The sequence below is a fragment of the Actinoallomurus sp. CA-150999 genome, from assembly GCF_050942425.1.
In the GTDB taxonomy this organism is placed as follows: domain Bacteria; phylum Actinomycetota; class Actinomycetes; order Streptosporangiales; family Streptosporangiaceae; genus Actinoallomurus.
The window spans coordinates 271,803-287,805 of sequence record NZ_CP192063.1 but is presented as its reverse complement, the minus strand read 5'-3'; the positions used below and the strand labels follow the sequence as shown (position 1 = coordinate 287,805).

Annotated in this window: 16 protein-coding genes and 1 tRNA gene; 10 read left to right on the top strand and 7 right to left on the bottom strand. The window is 66.5% G+C overall.

The annotated features are described in order from the left end of the window. Positions 1 to 29: 29 nt before the first annotated feature. Positions 30 to 497, bottom strand: coding sequence for a hypothetical protein (locus ACQP2O_RS01490; RefSeq protein ID WP_433179327.1), 468 nt, complete (start codon positions 495 to 497; stop codon positions 30 to 32). Positions 498 to 688: 191 nt separating this feature from the next. After that, positions 689 to 1,171, bottom strand: a complete 483-nt coding sequence (locus tag ACQP2O_RS01485; RefSeq protein WP_433179326.1) for a hypothetical protein — start codon at positions 1,169 to 1,171, stop codon at positions 689 to 691. A gap of 287 nt (positions 1,172 to 1,458) precedes the next feature. On the opposite strand from ACQP2O_RS01485, the gene ACQP2O_RS01480 reads away from it, so the two are divergent. After that, a complete protein-coding gene (locus tag ACQP2O_RS01480) occupies positions 1,459 to 1,893 on the top strand; it encodes a hypothetical protein (protein WP_433179325.1) in 435 nt (144 codons plus the stop codon). A gap of 672 nt (positions 1,894 to 2,565) precedes the next feature. Here ACQP2O_RS01480 and ACQP2O_RS01475 read toward each other — a convergent pair. Further along, positions 2,566 to 2,886: an EthD family reductase gene (locus ACQP2O_RS01475; protein ID WP_433179324.1), complete on the bottom strand. Its 321-nt coding sequence runs from the start codon at positions 2,884 to 2,886 to the stop codon at positions 2,566 to 2,568. Positions 2,887 to 3,094: 208 nt separating this feature from the next. Here ACQP2O_RS01475 and ACQP2O_RS01470 point away from each other — a divergent pair, with 208 nt between their 5' ends. The 3 genes from ACQP2O_RS01470 to ACQP2O_RS01460 all read left to right on the top strand — a co-directional run bounded on the left by ACQP2O_RS01470 (position 3,095) and on the right by ACQP2O_RS01460 (position 5,204). Then, positions 3,095 to 4,114 (top strand): cupin domain-containing protein, encoded by a 1,020-nt coding sequence (locus ACQP2O_RS01470; RefSeq protein WP_433179323.1) that lies wholly within the window; start codon positions 3,095 to 3,097, stop codon positions 4,112 to 4,114. Positions 4,115 to 4,248: 134 nt separating this feature from the next. After that, complete coding sequence (locus ACQP2O_RS01465; RefSeq protein ID WP_433179322.1) at positions 4,249 to 4,665, top strand: hypothetical protein; 417 nt, start codon at positions 4,249 to 4,251, stop codon at positions 4,663 to 4,665. A gap of 233 nt (positions 4,666 to 4,898) precedes the next feature. Then, positions 4,899 to 5,204: a hypothetical protein gene (locus ACQP2O_RS01460; RefSeq protein ID WP_433179321.1), complete on the top strand. Its 306-nt coding sequence runs from the start codon at positions 4,899 to 4,901 to the stop codon at positions 5,202 to 5,204. 240 nt (positions 5,205 to 5,444) lie between these two features. On the opposite strand, the gene ACQP2O_RS01455 is transcribed toward ACQP2O_RS01460, so the two are convergent. Next, positions 5,445 to 5,762 carry a hypothetical protein gene (locus tag ACQP2O_RS01455; RefSeq protein ID WP_433179320.1) on the bottom strand — a complete coding sequence of 106 codons (318 nt, stop codon included), beginning with the start codon at positions 5,760 to 5,762 and terminating at the stop codon, positions 5,445 to 5,447. A 511-nt stretch (positions 5,763 to 6,273) separates the two neighbouring features. Here ACQP2O_RS01455 and ACQP2O_RS01450 point away from each other — a divergent pair. Next, the gene (locus ACQP2O_RS01450) at positions 6,274 to 6,786 is read left to right on the top strand and encodes a hypothetical protein (RefSeq protein WP_433179319.1); all 513 of its coding nucleotides are present in this window, start codon (positions 6,274 to 6,276) and stop codon (positions 6,784 to 6,786) included. Between the two features lie 479 nt (positions 6,787 to 7,265). Here ACQP2O_RS01450 and ACQP2O_RS01445 read toward each other — a convergent pair whose 3' ends face one another. Then, positions 7,266 to 7,637: a hypothetical protein gene (locus tag ACQP2O_RS01445; RefSeq protein ID WP_433179318.1), complete on the bottom strand. Its 372-nt coding sequence runs from the start codon at positions 7,635 to 7,637 to the stop codon at positions 7,266 to 7,268. Positions 7,638 to 7,852: 215 nt separating this feature from the next. Between ACQP2O_RS01445 and ACQP2O_RS01440 the strand changes: the two genes are divergently transcribed. Further along, positions 7,853 to 8,353, top strand: coding sequence for a tyrosine-type recombinase/integrase (locus tag ACQP2O_RS01440; RefSeq protein WP_433179317.1), 501 nt, complete (start codon positions 7,853 to 7,855; stop codon positions 8,351 to 8,353). Between the two features lie 53 nt (positions 8,354 to 8,406). Here ACQP2O_RS01440 and ACQP2O_RS01435 read toward each other — a convergent pair. Beyond that, a tRNA-Gly gene (locus tag ACQP2O_RS01435) sits at positions 8,407 to 8,480 on the bottom strand. A gap of 138 nt (positions 8,481 to 8,618) precedes the next feature. Between ACQP2O_RS01435 and dcd the strand changes: the two genes are divergently transcribed. The 4 genes from dcd (at position 8,619) to ACQP2O_RS01415 (ending at position 13,380) form a co-directional block, all read left to right on the top strand. Beyond that, on the top strand, positions 8,619 to 9,365 hold the full coding sequence (dcd, locus tag ACQP2O_RS01430; protein ID WP_433179316.1) for a dCTP deaminase: 747 nt from the start codon (positions 8,619 to 8,621) through the stop codon (positions 9,363 to 9,365). A 41-nt stretch (positions 9,366 to 9,406) separates the two neighbouring features. Continuing rightward, complete coding sequence (locus ACQP2O_RS01425; RefSeq protein ID WP_433179315.1) at positions 9,407 to 10,081, top strand: hypothetical protein; 675 nt, start codon at positions 9,407 to 9,409, stop codon at positions 10,079 to 10,081. Between the two features lie 397 nt (positions 10,082 to 10,478). Next, positions 10,479 to 11,627, top strand: coding sequence for a quaternary amine ABC transporter ATP-binding protein (locus ACQP2O_RS01420; protein WP_433179314.1), 1,149 nt, complete (start codon positions 10,479 to 10,481; stop codon positions 11,625 to 11,627). After that, the gene (locus tag ACQP2O_RS01415; RefSeq protein WP_433179313.1) at positions 11,620 to 13,380 is read left to right on the top strand and encodes an ABC transporter permease/substrate binding protein; all 1,761 of its coding nucleotides are present in this window, start codon (positions 11,620 to 11,622) and stop codon (positions 13,378 to 13,380) included. Before ACQP2O_RS01420 ends, ACQP2O_RS01415 begins: the two co-directional genes overlap by 8 nt. A 292-nt stretch (positions 13,381 to 13,672) precedes the next feature. On the opposite strand, the gene ACQP2O_RS01410 is transcribed toward ACQP2O_RS01415, so the two are convergent. Next, on the bottom strand, positions 13,673 to 15,814 hold the full coding sequence (locus ACQP2O_RS01410) for a (Fe-S)-binding protein (RefSeq protein WP_433179312.1): 2,142 nt from the start codon (positions 15,812 to 15,814) through the stop codon (positions 13,673 to 13,675). Between the last annotated feature and the right edge of the window lie 189 nt (positions 15,815 to 16,003).

The following is a 16,003-nucleotide window of genomic DNA, read 5'->3' as shown; positions in this document are numbered from 1 at the left end:
CCGATGATCGGGCACGGCGCACCGTCAGTTCAACGAACCTCAGCGGCCGCCGCTCGTACGAAGTCTCTGACCCGTTCCTCTGTCCGCTCGCCGTGCTCCATCAACTCGGTTGCGTCTTTGGCACGGTGGATGTCTGCCACGGCATCGAGGGACTGGTTGGCGAGCTCGATCAGCCGGGGCTCCTCGGCCAGAAGCTGTACGCGGTATCTCGCCCGCAACGCCAGCGAGCGGAGACGCCCTTGCTCGACCTCGAATGGTTCCGGAAGAGGGTGGGTGAGTTCCCCGTGGCGGTGCAGCCATACCTGCAACTCTTCATGCCGGTACTCCATGACCGCCTCGGCGAACATGCTGTACGCCGACACACGTTCCTGCCGCAGCCGCTCATCTCGCGCGAACTGCTCGGCACGCCCCGCGGTTCGTCGCTGGAAGAAATAAGTCAGAGCAGAGCCGAGCAGAGTCCCGGCCACCGCGACCAGACTCGTTAGCGCACCACCCATGCCGACAGTGGATCACATCCATCTCACACGAGCGGTCCGCATTCCCCGTTTTCCGTCCAGGCGAGCCCAATCGCTGCCCACCTGGTCATCCTGTCCGCCTTAGTCCCATCCGCACGGGGAGCGGGACGGGCCGATGCTGCCTGACGGTCAGGGGCCCGCAACCGGCGCTGGAGAAACGTGCAATGCGGCGCTCAGAGCTCGATGCGGGGACTTCGACCATTGATACCGAGGTCGTGGCGGACGGCCTGCCGTAGCTCGTCGAGGCTGTCGCCATAGGCCATGAGCGCCGGCTCGTACTGGGCCAACTGCTCACCTTGACCGATGCGGTCCCGGAGCGTTCGCAGGCTCCGGTAGGCGTTGTCCGCCGCCGTGATGACAGGTTCGGGGGCCAGGAGGATGACGTGCTCCCGGGCCTGGGTGATCCGGGCGGAACGGAATGCGACGCGGGCTGCAGACTTGCGGGTGAGGTCTGGTGCGTGCTCGCCGAGCGAGACGGCACGCAGTGCCTCGTTCGCGTCGTGGAGAGCCGCCAGATATTGGACGTAGACGTCTCGCCGGGCGCTGAGCGATTGTCCGGTGTGCTCCCGTCCTGCGCGCAGGTGTTCGGTCAACAGTCCTGAGCCTAGGCCGATGACAGCACCGACGACGGTGGACAGTACCGGGATCCAGGACATGTCAGACGAGCTTACGGAGCGACGAGACGAGGGAGAACGGTTCGAAATCGGGGAAGCAGAGCCAGAATCGTCCGGTTCCGGACTGTCCGGCGCACTGACCTGTACGGACATATATCCGCAAGTGACCGCTGTTGCCCTTTGATCACCGGGTTAATGGCCTGCCAATGGCCCGGCCTGCGGTCTCGGCTGTCGGCCTGGGCCCAGGCGGCGTGGGCAGCGTCGCCGGGCAGCGGTGCCGAAATCCTGTTATGGTCACCCAGGGTATTTCCCAGGGCACAGGGGGAAAAGTGGCCACGAGCATCAAAAGTCTGCTGATTGTCGCGTCGCTAGGCATTCTGTCGGTGGGGGCCGCGGGCTGCAAGGATGGCGACACCGCCGCCGGACCCTCGACTCCGCCCGGGTCGGCGACCGCGAGCGGGGGCGCGAGCAGCACCCCGGCCGCCCCGCCATCCCCCAGCGCGAGCCCGTCCGCCACGCCGGCCGCGAGTCACAAGGTAGGCGACTCGACGGTGGTCCTGATCGACCCCAACGGCAAGAAGTACACCCGCCACGAGATGGTCAAGAAGTCGGCCGGAATGGTCATGTTCTTTGGGAAGAATCACCTTCCCTCCGACTTCTGCGCGAGGTCCTACCGTGATGCTGTCAAAGGCGGGGGCAAGTTCCCCGCCGGCAAGGGTGCCTACATGGACGCATGCCAGGAGGGCGTGGACGTAGCAAGCTGACCGCCTCACCCCGGCATCGGCGATTGCGGCGGAATTCCACGAATCCAGCGACCGACCAGCGATGAGCGCGCCCGACCTCGATTACACGATCCGCCGCCGCGCGTACTGCTCGAACAAGTGCCGGCAAGCCGCCTACCGGGAACGACGACGTCGGCCCGTACGCCCACGACCGCGATCAGGGCTTTGCCTGAGGCGTCGGCAGAGGGAAGAACCCGGCTTCCACCTCGACCATTGACAACCTTGCGGCAGGCGCGGTGCTGGGCCGTCCCCGAGCCTGAGTGCCTCCGCCGGAGGCAGAAGCGCCGACGCTCGATTAACCGTTGTAGATCACGCTGACTGATAAGCGATCTCAAATTCCAACAGAGCCGTACCTCGGCTTCGCCGACTCGCTCGGCGAATCTCCGTTCAAGCTCCGGACCGGCGCCCACGCCGCACGTCCGTAGGGCGTACCGAAAATACGCGCGTTTGCAACGCGATCGGCTCTTCTGTCCCGAGGATGCTCAGCCACCCGGGTCTTAAATCCAAAGCCTTGGACGATGCCGATGCTGGACAGCCGGATCAGGCTGCTCGCGGCCGGCAGGCTATGGGGAGTGGGCCGGGAGGGGGGACCTGCCCCCTCCCGGCAATTGATTGCCGCAATGGACGACGGGACTGGAATCCGTCTTGTTCGGCCTAGGCGTCCTCGATGATTTCCGCGAATGCGATCAGAAACCCTCCGGTGGCGTGCTCGCGGGTAGCGGCGACGAGGGGACCCGCCTCTGCGGCCGCGGCGCTGGCCGCCGCGTAGTCGGCGAAGTACAGGTCCAACAGTCGGTACGCCGGAGTCGGGCTGCCGTCCTCCTTGGGCCAGACCTTCGACGCCTGCAGCCGAGTCAGGCCGGGGAGCTTGCGCGCCAGCTCGAGCTGCTCGGAGTAAGCTGCTTCGAAGGCGTCCAGGTCGGTGGGGTTGGAATAGACGAAGCTGATTTTGGTCGGCTTGTCTTGCTCCGTCATTGATAATCTCCTGGTTGTTAGTCTCGGTTGATGCAAGCGAGCAGACCCAGACTTGGGCGATGATGTCGGGCGAACTTCCGCTAGCGCAGCTGCTTCTCCGATAGAAGAAGTTGGCACATGCCAGAGCGCCCTACGTGGCCCTAAGTCCTTCCGTTTGTTGGTCCCACTCACTGTTGGTCGATCGTAGTTAGAGGAATGGGTAGCGACCATGACCGCTCCGCCGGGAAATTTTGCTGATCGTCCAGCGACGTCAGCCGATTTGCTCGGAACGCCGCATGACTTTGCCGATCCACCAGCGCTTGAGGATGCCGCGCTCGGCCTCGACGCAGATAGTCAGTCGCACGATTTGCTCTCGGAGCTGCTCCGGAGGGTCCGTCTGAGCGGAGAACGGATCGTCGCGTACGCTCCGCCACGGACTTTCTCGATCGGCTTCGCCGATATCGGCAGCCTGCACATCATCGAAGAGGGCGAACTCGTGCTTCGGGTCGACGGAGACCCGCGCGTCGAGCACCTGAGCCGCGGCGATGTCGTCCTGCTCCCGCGCGGCGACTCGCACCACATCAGCGACGCAGGCAAGCGCGCACAAGCGATCGTGCGTTCCGGCGCAGCCGAGAACGACGCACGCGAGCCGGCACGCTGGCTCTGCGGAACATTCACGATCGGCGACCCGCAGGCGAGCCACCTGCTCGGGAGCCTCCCGGCCGTGATCATCCTGCGCGACGCCCCCGGCCCAGTGCTCGAAGGGATCGAAGTCGCCCGCAGGATGCTCGTAATCGAGATGCAATCGCCCTCTCAAGGGTCGGCGGTGATGGTCGCCCGCATCCTCGATCTGATCTTCATCCAGATCATGCGCGCCTGGGCCGCCGGCACGGACGCCGAACCGAACTGGCTGGCCGGTGCGTTCGACCCGCAGATCGGTCTGGCCTTGAGCGTTATCCACCGAGACCCCGGCCGCGACTGGGCAGTCGAGGAACTGGCCCGAGCGTGCAACCTTTCCCGGTCGGCGTTCGCTGCGCGATTCGTCGCTCGCGTTGGGATGCCGCCGGCCACCTATCTCGCGCACGTACGCCTGGACACCGCCACCGACCTGCTGCGCGGCACCTCCCTTCCGGTCGCGCTCATCGCGCAGAGGGTTGGCTACACGTCGGAGGCGGCATTCAGCCGCGCGTTCAAGAACCGCTACGGCACGCCACCAACTCGCTGGCGACGAGACCTACGAGGTCTCTGATGACCCGCGACACCTTCGGGGCCGAGGCCGCGTGCCCGGCCCGCGTCTGATCGTGTCTCGGTCGATCGGCGACAGCTCATCTGCTCGCGGCCGTGCCGCCGCCAGTTTCACCACTCTCCCGGCAAGGATCACTCGTGAATGAGGACGAAAGCCTGCGTCGTTACGGCCTGCGGCCATCTGCAGAAGATCTTCAGCAGGTCCGGGAGCTGCTGAAGACTCACGCAACGCTAGAGCGTCAGCGCCAAGGCGACGGTGACACCGAACTGATGAAGCTCAGCTGCGTGCAGTTGTTCATGGTCGGCGACCTGGGCGATGTGCTGACCATCTGGCAGGCCAAGACGTCGGGTTGGGACGCCCACTGCTCGATCGATGTTCAGTTGCTCTGCGGCGCCGGACTTGAGGAGACCAAGGCATACCTGGCGGCCATGGACCCCGGAGATGCCTCAGCAGCGCTTGACCACCTGACCGCATGCGAAGCAGCCGGCGACTTCACAGACTTCTCCGTACAGACGCAGACACGCTGGTACGCGGAGTACTACCAACTGCCCTGAGGGGCGCTTTGCCGAGCAGCCGACGCGTCCGCTCAGTGTCCTGGCCTGGGGCTTCGTCGTGTGGAGCGGGTGACGGGAATCGGACCCGCGCTACCAGCTTGGGAAGCGTACGGATCTTGGCCGTTCTGGGAGCTGACCTGCTCGGTCACGTGGTCGCGGGTGCCCGCTGTTGCCCTTTGTTCACCGTGGCTAATGGCACGGGCCAGATGCGACCTAAGTGAGCGGAGGTCATCGTGATCCGAGGGCTTGATCCCGAACGCGCGGCGAGGCTGGCTCCATTGATGTCGGAGTGCCAGCGGGTGTTGGTCCAAGACGGCATGGAGGCTGTGCAGCGGTTGTTGGCTATGCGGCAGGTCGACGTGATGGACTCGATCATCGTGACCCTCGACTTGGTGGAGGCCGGACCTGGCGCTGTGGGGCGGGCCAAGGAGATGGTCCTGTTGAGTCGGGCTCGGGCTACGCAGCTTGAACGTCACGATGAATGGGTGTCTGGCCTTCTGAACGCGGTTAAACAGAGCGAGGACGCCGACCCGGTGTGATGCGCCCTGCCTGGTCATCCCGTCTGCCGTCGGCCCACCCTCCGGGGAGCGGGGCAGGCCCCAGGGGTGAAGGTGGAGCGCCCCACTGGACGAGCGACCTTCGCCCCTGGGGCCTGGTCTCCTCGGCTTGTCCTGGGGCGACGGTAGGCGGGATGACCAGGCTTCCACCTCAACCACCGACCAACCTGTGTCCGGTGTGGCTCCCGGAGCCGGAAGCGCCCCCGCCGGAGGCGGTCTTGTCTAGAGGTGGATGACGTCTTCGCGGCACTGGGGGTCGGTGGCGGTGCCATAGCGGACGATTGCGTAGGCCGGCCTGATGGTGGAGTCTCGGAGGGCGGGCTCCATTGCAGCGAAGAGGTCGCCTGCGTGAGGACCGTAGGCGTAGAGCACGGCTTCGCCTCCGCCGAACTCGTTGCCGTCGAGCTCTCCGGCATCTGCGTAATCGATGGCGGCGGCCAGTGTTTGCTCAAGGGCGCGGATGGCAGCGCGTTCATCCTCGGACCCATACCTGTCGTCACCGAGCTTGAGATGGACGATGACTGCGTGTTCGTCGGCCATGAGGCTCCCTTGATCTTGGCTCGCTTCGCCGATGATGTTGCCGGACTTGGACGGGCGTGGCGGCATCGCGCGGTGAGCCGGCCGATCGGCACGGTCGAGGGACCGGCGCCCACGCCACACGCCCGTAGGGCGTGCCGGAGCGGGCGGCCTGCGGCGGCGCTTGCCCCGCCGCCTTGACGAAAACGGCCCCATCAAGATCAAAGCCCAGGTTGGGGATCATGTCCCTGGTCTGGGCTTTCTTCGTCGGAGCGGGTGACGGGAATCGAACCCGCGCTACCAGCTTGGGAAGTCGCTTCCGTTGATCGTTGATCACCTGCAGAACGGCTGACCTGCGTGTTCCCGGCGTTCTCCCCGTGAGCGACCGTACGTGACCATGATCGTCCGCTCTAACGGGCACGCAACGGGCACGCGTGAGCAGGATGCCGTATCGGTCATGACGGTCATTTGACGGTGGGTATCAGTACGATCCGCGCAACGGTGGTCCTCTGAGGCGTCGATGGGAGCAAATGGCGTGGGCGTGCTGTTCGACTACTTCCGGGCACCCGATAGGGAGGCGGCGCTTCGGCTGCTTGATCAGGGTGATGATGTACCACGTGGCCCGGCGACCATCGGTGCGGGCGTGGATGCGTTGGATGCGAAAGGTATCGATCCTGTCGTCATCCTCGGCCAACTGGTCGGACTGATACTCGCTGTGCCGTGGAGCATCGATCTGGTCGAGACCGTTGGCGTGTGGCCGCCGGAGGAGACGAAGCCACAGTCACGGGAAGAGATCGAGCGGCTGCCCGAAGAGTCTCCATGGAACACCGGCCCTTGGCTGGAAGAACTCGGTGATCGGATCCGTGACGCGCTCGCCGACGTCGATGACTCCACACTGCCCTCGGTCGCCGATGAATGGGCCCGTATCGAGGAGTTCAGCGGTCATATGGACGCGGCACACGCCCTGGACATCATTGAGGGCTTTGTGGCTCTGGCCCGTCGCGCTCGCCAGGCAGACGACCAGCTCTACTGCTGGATGTGCCTGTGAGCTAAGACAGGTCAATACGACGCTTGAGACCCCGAGCGCATAACCGATCCCCACTTGAATTGCGCACCCGGCTCCGGATGGCGGTAACGCACCTCGGCCTGATCCGGGGCGTGACCTGCGGCGCGAGGTAGTCCGGTGGGGGAGTGCCGGACTCTCGAATACGCGGATAGTACGCGGGGCGGCCTCGGGCCATGTCGACGGCGTGCCCACGCCACATCACCGCCCGCCGGGTCATCCCCTCTGCCTTCGTCCCACCCCGGAGGGGAAGCGGGCCATGCCCCACGGGTCGAGGTGGAGCGCCCCACGGACGAACGACCTCGACCCGTGGGGCATGGCCCGCTGGGCTTTGCCTGGGACGGAGGCAGAGGGGACGATCCGCCTTCCACACCAGCCACCGACCACCGTGCGCCGCGTGCGGCCCAAACTCCATCCCCGAGCCTGAGGCCCCCGCCGGAGGCATGTGGCGGCCGCGCCCAGCTCTAGCCTCGACCATCGCGATTGGACGGCCAGTCCTCCATGGCTGTGACGATCTCAGCCAGGCGGATCTCGAAGGCCGCAGCTTCGACCTCGCCGCTTCTGAACCTCCTCCAGAGGTCAACGAGTCGCTCTTCCCACTCGCCGAACTCGATGACCTTGTCGGCGAGCGTGAGACCGTCGAGGGACGGCTTCCCAACCTCCAGCATCCATCGAGTTGCAGCCGCGCCAGCCGTGATGCCACGCCCCGCCAGTTCGACCACTCTGAACGGCACTCTGGGATGGGATGCCACGCCAAGGAACACGTCCAGCGACACCGAGTTCCGTGGTGGCGACCCCAGCGCCTGGCCATCGGATGGCACGTCCTGTTCCGCCATGCGCCAACCCTTCCCGTACCCGATCAACGATCCGCGCTGGGCCATTAGACAGCATCCCGTGATCCGGAGAGCGGGGCTGCCGTCCAATCGCCGAAGGCGACCCGACGGGCGAACGAAGTGAGTTGGCCGGCGGCCCTGCGGCCGTCCCGTGGCGAAGGTCAGGGGCCGATGGCTGGAGAGAATCCGCGGTTGGGTCTTCGTCCGGTGGGCCGCTCGTGAAGGGCGCGCCGAAATCCGAGACCAGCACGCGCAAGGTCGCGATCCCCGATCTGATCATCCCGGACCTTCGTCGGCACCTGGAGGAGTACGCCGCGCCGGGTCCGGATGGCTTCGTGTTCGTCGGCGTCAGGGGCAACCAACTGCGCCGCAGCAACTTCACGGATCCGTGGAGGCGGGCACTTGACGCGGCGGGCGGCCTGCCTGAAGGCATCCACCTTCATGACCTGCGGCATACCGGCAACACCTTCGCCGCCGAGTCAGGCGCGTCGCTGGCCGAGCTGATGAGCCGGATGGGCCACTCCTCGACCAGGGCGGCGCGGATCTACCTCCACGCTCGGCAGGAGCGAGACAAGGAGATCGCCGCGACGCTGGGCAAGATGGTCCGGCGCGAGCTCAAGCGCTCCCAGAAGCCGCAGAAGTCCGGTGACGCGGGCGGCGGGAAGCCTGACGAGCGATCGGGCACGCAACGGGCACGGAAGCGACGAAAGGCCTCTTGACGAGAGAAGCCCCAGCGTCCGGGATTCGTGTCCTGGCCTGGGGCTTCGTCGCGTGGAGCGGGTGACGGGAATCGAACCCGCGCTACCAGCTTGGGAAGCTGGAGTTCTGCCATTGAACTACACCCGCATCGGTCGCCTTCTCAGGAGACCGCCCGCACATGCTACCGGAACCCCCGCCCTTCGCGCTCAGGGCTTCCGGCTCCCGGCCGGATCACGCGGGCGGACGAGCCCGGACGCACGCAAAGTCCCCGTCCGGCGCAGGTCCTTGCAGGAAACCGAAGATCGTGGAGCCACTTTGTGTGCGATCGGAGCCGGCTCGCGCGATCAGCCGGCGATCAGTGGCCGACCGCTCGCCGTGGCTCCTAGGCGAGGGGAGGTCCTGGTTGATCCGATCCGGCGTTTACGTGTCGGGGTGATTACCCGGTACTTTCTTGTCGTGCTGCTCTCCGATCGTGATCTCAAGGCCGAGATCGAGTCCGGGCGGATGAAGATCGATCCGTACGACCCCGGCATGGTTCAGCCGTCGAGTATCGACGTGCGTCTCGACCGCTACTTCCGGGTGTTCGAGAACCACAAGTATCCGCACATCGATCCGGCCGTGGAGCAGCCCGACCTCACCCGGCTCGTCGACGTGGAGTCGGATCAGCCGTTCATCCTGCACCCGGGGGAGTTCGTGCTGGCCTCGACGTACGAGGTGTTCGGGCTGCCCGATGATCTCGCCGCCCGCCTCGAGGGCAAGTCGAGTCTGGGTCGACTCGGGCTGCTGACGCACTCGACCGCCGGGTGGATCGACCCCGGCTTCTGTGGGCATGTGACGTTGGAGCTGTCCAACGTCGCGACGCTGCCGATCAAGCTGTGGCCCGGCATGAAGATCGGTCAGATGTGCCTGTTCCGGACGAGTTCTCCGGTCGAGGAGCCGTACGGGTCCAAGCGGCATGGGTCGCGTTATCAGGATCAGCGTGGCCCGACGCCGTCGCGGTCCTATCTCAACTTTCACCGCACGCGTATCTGATGGGCGGCGTGTCGGCCAGGCGGCTGCGTAAGGTGCCGGCGGTGGTGTTGCCACGGTCGCCGGAGCCGGAGCGGTTGCTCTCCGCGGTCCGGCTGTTCGATCCGGAGGCCGCGCCGGTCGACGGCGGGATCAGCTTCGGGGCGGGCGTACGGCTGGCCGGGCCGCATCCGGTGACTCCGGACCTGGCCGCCAAGAGCAACCTTCCGCAGGGCCAGGCGTTCGTGGCCAGCGACTCGGGACCGTTCCAAAACTGGCTGGCGCGGGGGCTGGCGCGTCGGTTCGGCGGGTACGCGCATCTGCCGCAGGAGTTCGTCGCCGACGATCCGACGGAGGTCGTCGTGGTGCACACGCCGCGGAAGGTGTCGCCCGGGGAGCTCGCCGCGCGGATCAGCGCCTTCATCCCGGGGCTGGTGCCGGACGGGACGGCGGAGGACGGTTCGCTCTTCCTGACGACGCCGCGTGCGCCGATCAATATCCGCTGTGACGGGCCGGAGGTGCCGAGCCTGCGCTGGCTGCTGCCGCTGGCGCTGGGGCCGATGCGGCGCGAGCCCGGGCTGCACGGGTATCGGTTCGGTATCGCGGGGGAGCGTGACCCTCGGCTCGTACGATCGGCGGCGACGGCCGCGCTCGAGCTGGCGCAAGGGGTCGGTGGCGTCACCACGGACCTGGATCGGTTCCGGGTCTTCGAGCCGGGCGATCCCGGCCTCTATCGCTGAGTAGATCCGCGCGCGTTCCCCGATCTTCCCAGGTCAAACCGATCAATAGCGGATTGTGATCGATCGCACACGAATGTGCATTCCTTTTTGCCTGGCGATAAAGTTCCTTGACGCATGACCCATTCGGTCGGTTGGCGACCACAAGAGTGACGTGCGTCACATCTTGTTCCCCCTGGGTCGTACAGGCGAACCGGCGGTGGGAGCGGGCCGGCGGTTCGCAAACGATTGCCGCGCGGTTCGACGGGGACGCATGACCCTCGGAACGGCGGCGCGGCCGGACCGAAAGGACGATGTGCCCAGAATCCGCGCGCAACATGTGTCAAAGATCTTCGGCCGACGATCAGCCGAAGCCCTCCGAAGAATCCGTCAAGGAGTTGAACCCGACGAGCTCCGCCGTATGGGCGTGACCGCGGCCGTCGCCGACGTCTCGTTCGAGGTCGATGAGGGTGAGATCTTCGTCGTCATGGGGCTCTCGGGCTCCGGCAAGTCCACGCTGATCCGCATGCTGAACGGCCTTCTCGAGCCGACGGACGGCAGCATCGAGATCGACGGGGTCGACATCACCTCCATCGGCGGGAAGGACCTGCGCCGGCTCCGGCAGGAGAAGGTCAGCATGGTCTTCCAGCACTTCGCCCTCTTCCCCCATCGCACCGTCCTGGAGAACGCGGCGTACGGGCTCGAAACTCGGAACGTTCCAAAGCAGGAACGGCTGGCGAAGGCCAAGGAGTTCCTGGACTACGTCGGTCTCGACGGCTGGGAGGATCGCTACCCCGACCAGCTCTCCGGCGGCATGCAGCAGCGTGTGGGGATCGCCCGCGCGCTCGCGGCCGAGACGGACATCCTGCTGATGGACGAGGCGTTCAGCGCCCTCGACCCGCTGATCCGGCGGGAGATGCAGGACCTCCTGCTCGACCTGCAGGGCGAGCTCGGCAAGACGATCGTGTTCATCACCCACGACCTGAACGAGGCGATGCGGCTCGGCGACCGGATCGCCATGCTGCGTAGCGGGCGCGTGATGCAGATCGGTACGGCCGAGGAGATCCTCACCGACCCGGCCAACGACTACGTCGCGCAGTTCGTCGCCGACGTCGACCGTACGCGCGTGCTCACCGCGCGCTCGGTCATGGAGACGCCGATCTCCGTCGTGGAGCCGAGCGGCGGTCCCCGCGCGGCCGTGCGCGTAATGCGGGAGCAGCAGGCGTCGTTCACGTTCGTCGTGGCGAAGGACCGGCGGCTGGTGGGCGTGGTGTTCGCCGAGCCGGCGGCCAAGGCCGTACGGGAGGGCCGCAACACCCTCGACGGCATCGTCGAGAAGGGTTACCACGCGGTCGACCCCGACACCGCCGTGGCCGACCTGTTCACGCTGTCGGCGGAGAGTCCGCTGCCCGTTCCTGTCACCGACGGGAACGGCAAGCTCCTCGGCGTGATCCCGCGGGTGACGCTGCTCGCTGCGCTGGGCAACCTGAACGGCAACGGCCACACCGAAAGCGGTGACGGCGAGGAGGAGAGCGACACCGCCCCGTCGGAGGTGAACACCGATGCCTAGGATCCCCCTCGGAAACTGGGTCACCGACGCGGTCGACTTCCTGACCAAGCACGGCAAGCCGGTCTTCAGCGCGGTCAGTGACGTCGTCGGCGGTCTCGTGCACGGGCTGAGCCATGTGCTGACCGCGCCGCCGTCGCTGGCGTTGGCCGCGCTGGTGGCGATGCTGTGCTGGTGGCTACGCGGCCTGCTCGCGGGCGTTCTGACGTTCGTCGGGCTGATGGTGATCGACGCGCTCGGCCAGTGGAACGCGGCCATGGAGACGCTCGCGCTGGTGCTGGTCGCGAGCCTCGCCGCCCTCGTCGTCGGCATCCCGCTGGGCATCCTCAGCGCGCGGGTGCCGTCGTTCGGGGCGGTGGCCCGGCCGGTGCTGGACTTCATGCAGACCATGCCGGCGTTCGTGTACCTGATCCCGGCGATCTCGTTCTTCGGGCTCGGGGAGGTGCCGGGCGTCGTCGCGACGATGATCTTCTCGATTCCGCCGGGCGTGCGCCTGACGGAGCTCGGCATCAAGCAGGTCGACAAGGAGATGGTCGAGGCGGCCGAGGCGTTCGGCACGCCGCCGTCGCGGGTCCTCACGCGCGTGCAGTTGCCGCTGGCGCTGCCGACCATCATGACCGGCGTCAACCAGGTCATCATGCTGTCGCTGTCCATGGTCGTCATCGCGGGCATGGTCGGCGCGGAGGGCCTCGGCGCCAACGTCTTCGGCGCGATCACGCAGTACAACCTGGGGGCGGGCGCCGAGTCCGGCCTCGCGGTCGTGCTGCTGGCGATCATCCTGGACCGCATGACGGGCGCTCTCGGGCAGCGTCTGGCGCCGGCCGCGCGGCGGCACGCCGAGCGGGCCATGCAGGGCGGCGTGCTGTCCGTGCTGCGGTACCGGCCGCGTCCGGCGCTGGCCCTGTCCGGCGTGGTCGTCTTCGTGCTGCTCGCCGCCACGCTCGGCGTCGTCGGCTCCGGTGGGAGCGGCGGCAAGGGCAAGCCGATCACCATCGGCTACATCCCGTGGGACGAGGACATCGCCGTCACCCAGCTGTGGAAGTCGCAGCTGGAGAAGAAGGGCTATCAGGTCACTCTCAAGCAGGTCGACGCCGGTCCGCTGTTCGCCGGGCTCGGCCAGGGCGACATCGACCTGTTCCTGGACGCCTGGCTGCCCGCCACGCACGCCGACTACTACAACCGGTACAAGGACAAGATCACCGACATCGGGATCTGGTACAAGAACGCCAGCATGCAGCTGGCCGTCCTGAAGGACGACCCGGCGAACTCCGTCGCCGACCTCAAGGGGCAGAGCGCCCGGTACAAGGGTCGCGTCGTCGGCATCGAGCCGGGCGCCGGCGAGATGAAGATCGTGAAGAACAAGGTGCTGCCCGGGTACGGCCTCGGCGACTACAAGCTCGTCGAGAGCAGCACCGCGGCGATGCTCGCGGAGCTGAACCGCTCGGTCCAGAGCAAGCAGCCGATCGTGGTGACGCTGTGGAAGCCGCACTGGGCGTACACCGGGTTCCCGATCAAGCCGCTGGCCGACCCGCAGAACGCCTTCGGCTCGGCGGAGAAGATCCACGCGCTCGGCCGTCAGGGCTTCGCGAAGGACTTCCCGCAGCTGAACGGCTGGCTGAAGAAGTTCACGATGTCCGACGCCGACCTGTTCCCGCTCGAGGACCTGGTCATGAACAAGTACAAGGACAAGCCCGAGCAGGGCGTCGCCGAGTGGGAGAAGCAGCATCCCGACCTCGTCAAGAAGCTGACGAGCTGATCCGGCCGCCGGGCCCCATCCGAGGGGCCCGGCACCGGTCGTCTCGGCGGCGGCCACCTGATTGACATCGTGATTCTTTCCACAACGGGTGGCCAACCAGGATCAAAGTCGATAGTTTCGGACGACGCGTTACCGACCAATCCGGTTTACGTCGATCCTTGTGGTCTTCGTCACATCGGGGTGGGTACGTCAGGGCGGTGTCATCTCAAATCCCCGCTCCCCCGAGATGGCACCGCCTTTATACGTGGCAAGGGCCCGTCACCGATCGGTGACGGGCCCTTCGCGTACGGCCCTACTCGGCGGCCGCGGAGGCGGGCTCGGCCGGCTCGCCCTTCACCGACTTGATCAGCAGCTGGGCGACGTCGACGACCTCGAGCGACTCCTTCGCGTCGCCGCTGTTCTTCTTCTCGTTGATGGCGTCACCGAGCATGACGAGGCAGAACGGGCAGGCCGTGGAGACGGTGTCCGGGTCCGTCTCGAGGGCCTCTTCGACGCGCTCGGTGTTGATGCGCTTGCCGATGCGCTCTTCCATCCACATCCGCGCGCCGCCGGCGCCGCAGCAGAAGCCCCGCTCCTTGCAGCGGTGCATCTCCTGCGTCTCGACACCGGGCACCTGGGCCATGATGTCGCGCGGCTGGGCGTACACCTTGTTGTGCCGGCCGAGGAAGCACGGGTCGTGGTAGGTGATCTTCTCCTCGATCGGCGTGACCGGCGTGAGCTTGCCGGTCTCGACCAGGTGCGACAGCAGCTGCGTGTGGTGCACGACCTCGTACGTGCCGCCGAGCTGCGGGTACTCGTTGGCGAGCGTGTTGAAGCAGTGCGGGCAGGACGCCACGATCTTCTTGACGCCCGCCTCGTTGAGCGTCTCGACGTTCTGCTGGGCGAGCATCTGGAAGACGAACTCCATGCCCAGGCGGCGGGCCGGGTCACCGGAGCACGCCTCCATCGGGCCGAGCACCGCGAACTTCACGCCCGCGATGTGCAGCAACTCCGCGATGGCCTTGGTGGTCTTCTTCGCCCGGTCCTCGAGTGCGCCGGCGCAGCCCACCCAGAAGAGGTACTCGGTGTCCTCCGGCATCTTCTCCTCGACGACCGGGACCTCGAAGTCCAACTCCTCGATCCAGTCGAGGCGCTTCATTTCGGACATGCCCCAGGGGTTGCCCTTGTTCTCGAGGTTCTTGAGCATCACGCCCGCCTCGGACGGGAAGCTCGACTCGATCATCACCTGGTAGCGGCGCATGTCGACGATGTGGTCGATGTGCTCGATGTCCACCGGGCACTGCTCGACGCAGGCGCCGCAGTTGGTGCAGGACCACAGGACGTCCGGGTCGATCACGCCGTTCACGTCCGCCCCGCCGACGAGCGGCCGGCCGGCCTCCTTGAGGACGTCCTCGGGGAGGTTCGCCTGCTCCTCTTCGGAGGCGAAGATGTACGGCGCCTTGACCAGCGCGTGGTCGCGCAGGTCCATGATGAGGGTCTTCGGCGACAGCGGCTTGCCGGTGTTCCAGGCGGGGCACTGCGACTGGCAGCGGCCGCACTCGGTGCAGGAGGCGAAGTCGAGGTAGCCCTTCCAGGTGAAGTCCTCGATCTTGCCGCGGCCGAAGGTGTCCTCGTCCGGGTCGGCCTCCTCGAAGTCGATCGGCTTGCCGTCGCTCATCATCGGCTGGACCGCGCCGAGGCCGTCCGGGCGGCGCTTGAACAGGACGTTGAGCGGCGCGACGAAGATGTGCAGGTGCTTGGAGTTCAGCACGATCAGCAGGAAGACGAGCATCACGCCGATGTGCAGGAGCAGGCCGACCGACTCCAGTGCCTCATCGGCGCCGTGGCCCAGCCCCTTGAGGCCGTTGCCGACCAGGTGCGACATGAACGCCGCGTTCCCGTACGGGAACTTGCCCGTGGCCACGCCCGCGCCCCGGAACAGGAACATCGTCCAGATCACGTTGAAGATCATGAATAGGACGAGCCAGGCGCCGCCGAGATGCGAGCCCTTGAACCGGGACTTGCGGTCGAGCTTCTTGGGGGAGTTCTTGACCCGGATGATCGCGAAGGCGATCAGGCCGAGCAGCGCGGCGACCGCGATGAAGTCCTGCAGGAAGCCGAGCACGCCCCACTTGCCGACCAGCGGGATGTGGAAGTCCAGCCCGAAGAACAACGCGCCGTACGCCTCGAGGTAGACGGTGGCGAGGATGAAGAACGCCCACATGACGAAGAAGTGGGCGAGGCCGGGCACGGTCCATTTGAGCAGCTTGCGCTGCCCGAAGACCTCGACGGCCTGAAGCTTGACGTCCTCACCGACGTTCGCCTTGGCGAGCGCGATGCGGTCGGGGGCGGGCTGGCCGTTCGTCGCAAGCCTGTAGAGGAACAGGACCCGCCGAACGGCGAACACCAGCGCGACCACCGTTGCGGCAAGCCCGATGATCAACCTGAGAACCAATGTTCCGTCCTCCTGGGGTACGGCGCTGGCAATCAGCGTACGGCTCGCGACTGACAGCCATCGACATGGGACCCCAAGAGTCTACCGAGCAGTAGCTTAACTGCCCATCACCGGACAGATCCCCCGATCCGGGCCCCGCGCACGCGGGCGCCCCGCGCCCTGACCAGGCACGGGACGCGCACGTGACGG

Coding starts and splice junctions, on each gene's coding strand:
- ACQP2O_RS01485 (WP_433179326.1), bottom strand. CDS start 1,171: ATGTCCTGGATCCCGGTACTGTCCACCGTCGTCGGTGCTGTCATCGGC.
- ACQP2O_RS01470 (WP_433179323.1), top strand. CDS start 3,095: ATGACCGCTCCGCCGGGAAATTTTGCTGATCGTCCAGCGACGTCAGCC.
- ACQP2O_RS01490 (WP_433179327.1), bottom strand. CDS start 497: ATGGGTGGTGCGCTAACGAGTCTGGTCGCGGTGGCCGGGACTCTGCTC.
- ACQP2O_RS01455 (WP_433179320.1), bottom strand. CDS start 5,762: ATGGCCGACGAACACGCAGTCATCGTCCATCTCAAGCTCGGTGACGAC.
- ACQP2O_RS01415 (WP_433179313.1), top strand. CDS start 11,620: ATGCCTAGGATCCCCCTCGGAAACTGGGTCACCGACGCGGTCGACTTC.
- ACQP2O_RS01420 (WP_433179314.1), top strand. CDS start 10,479: ATGGGCGTGACCGCGGCCGTCGCCGACGTCTCGTTCGAGGTCGATGAG.
- ACQP2O_RS01445 (WP_433179318.1), bottom strand. CDS start 7,637: ATGGCGGAACAGGACGTGCCATCCGATGGCCAGGCGCTGGGGTCGCCA.
- ACQP2O_RS01475 (WP_433179324.1), bottom strand. CDS start 2,886: ATGACGGAGCAAGACAAGCCGACCAAAATCAGCTTCGTCTATTCCAAC.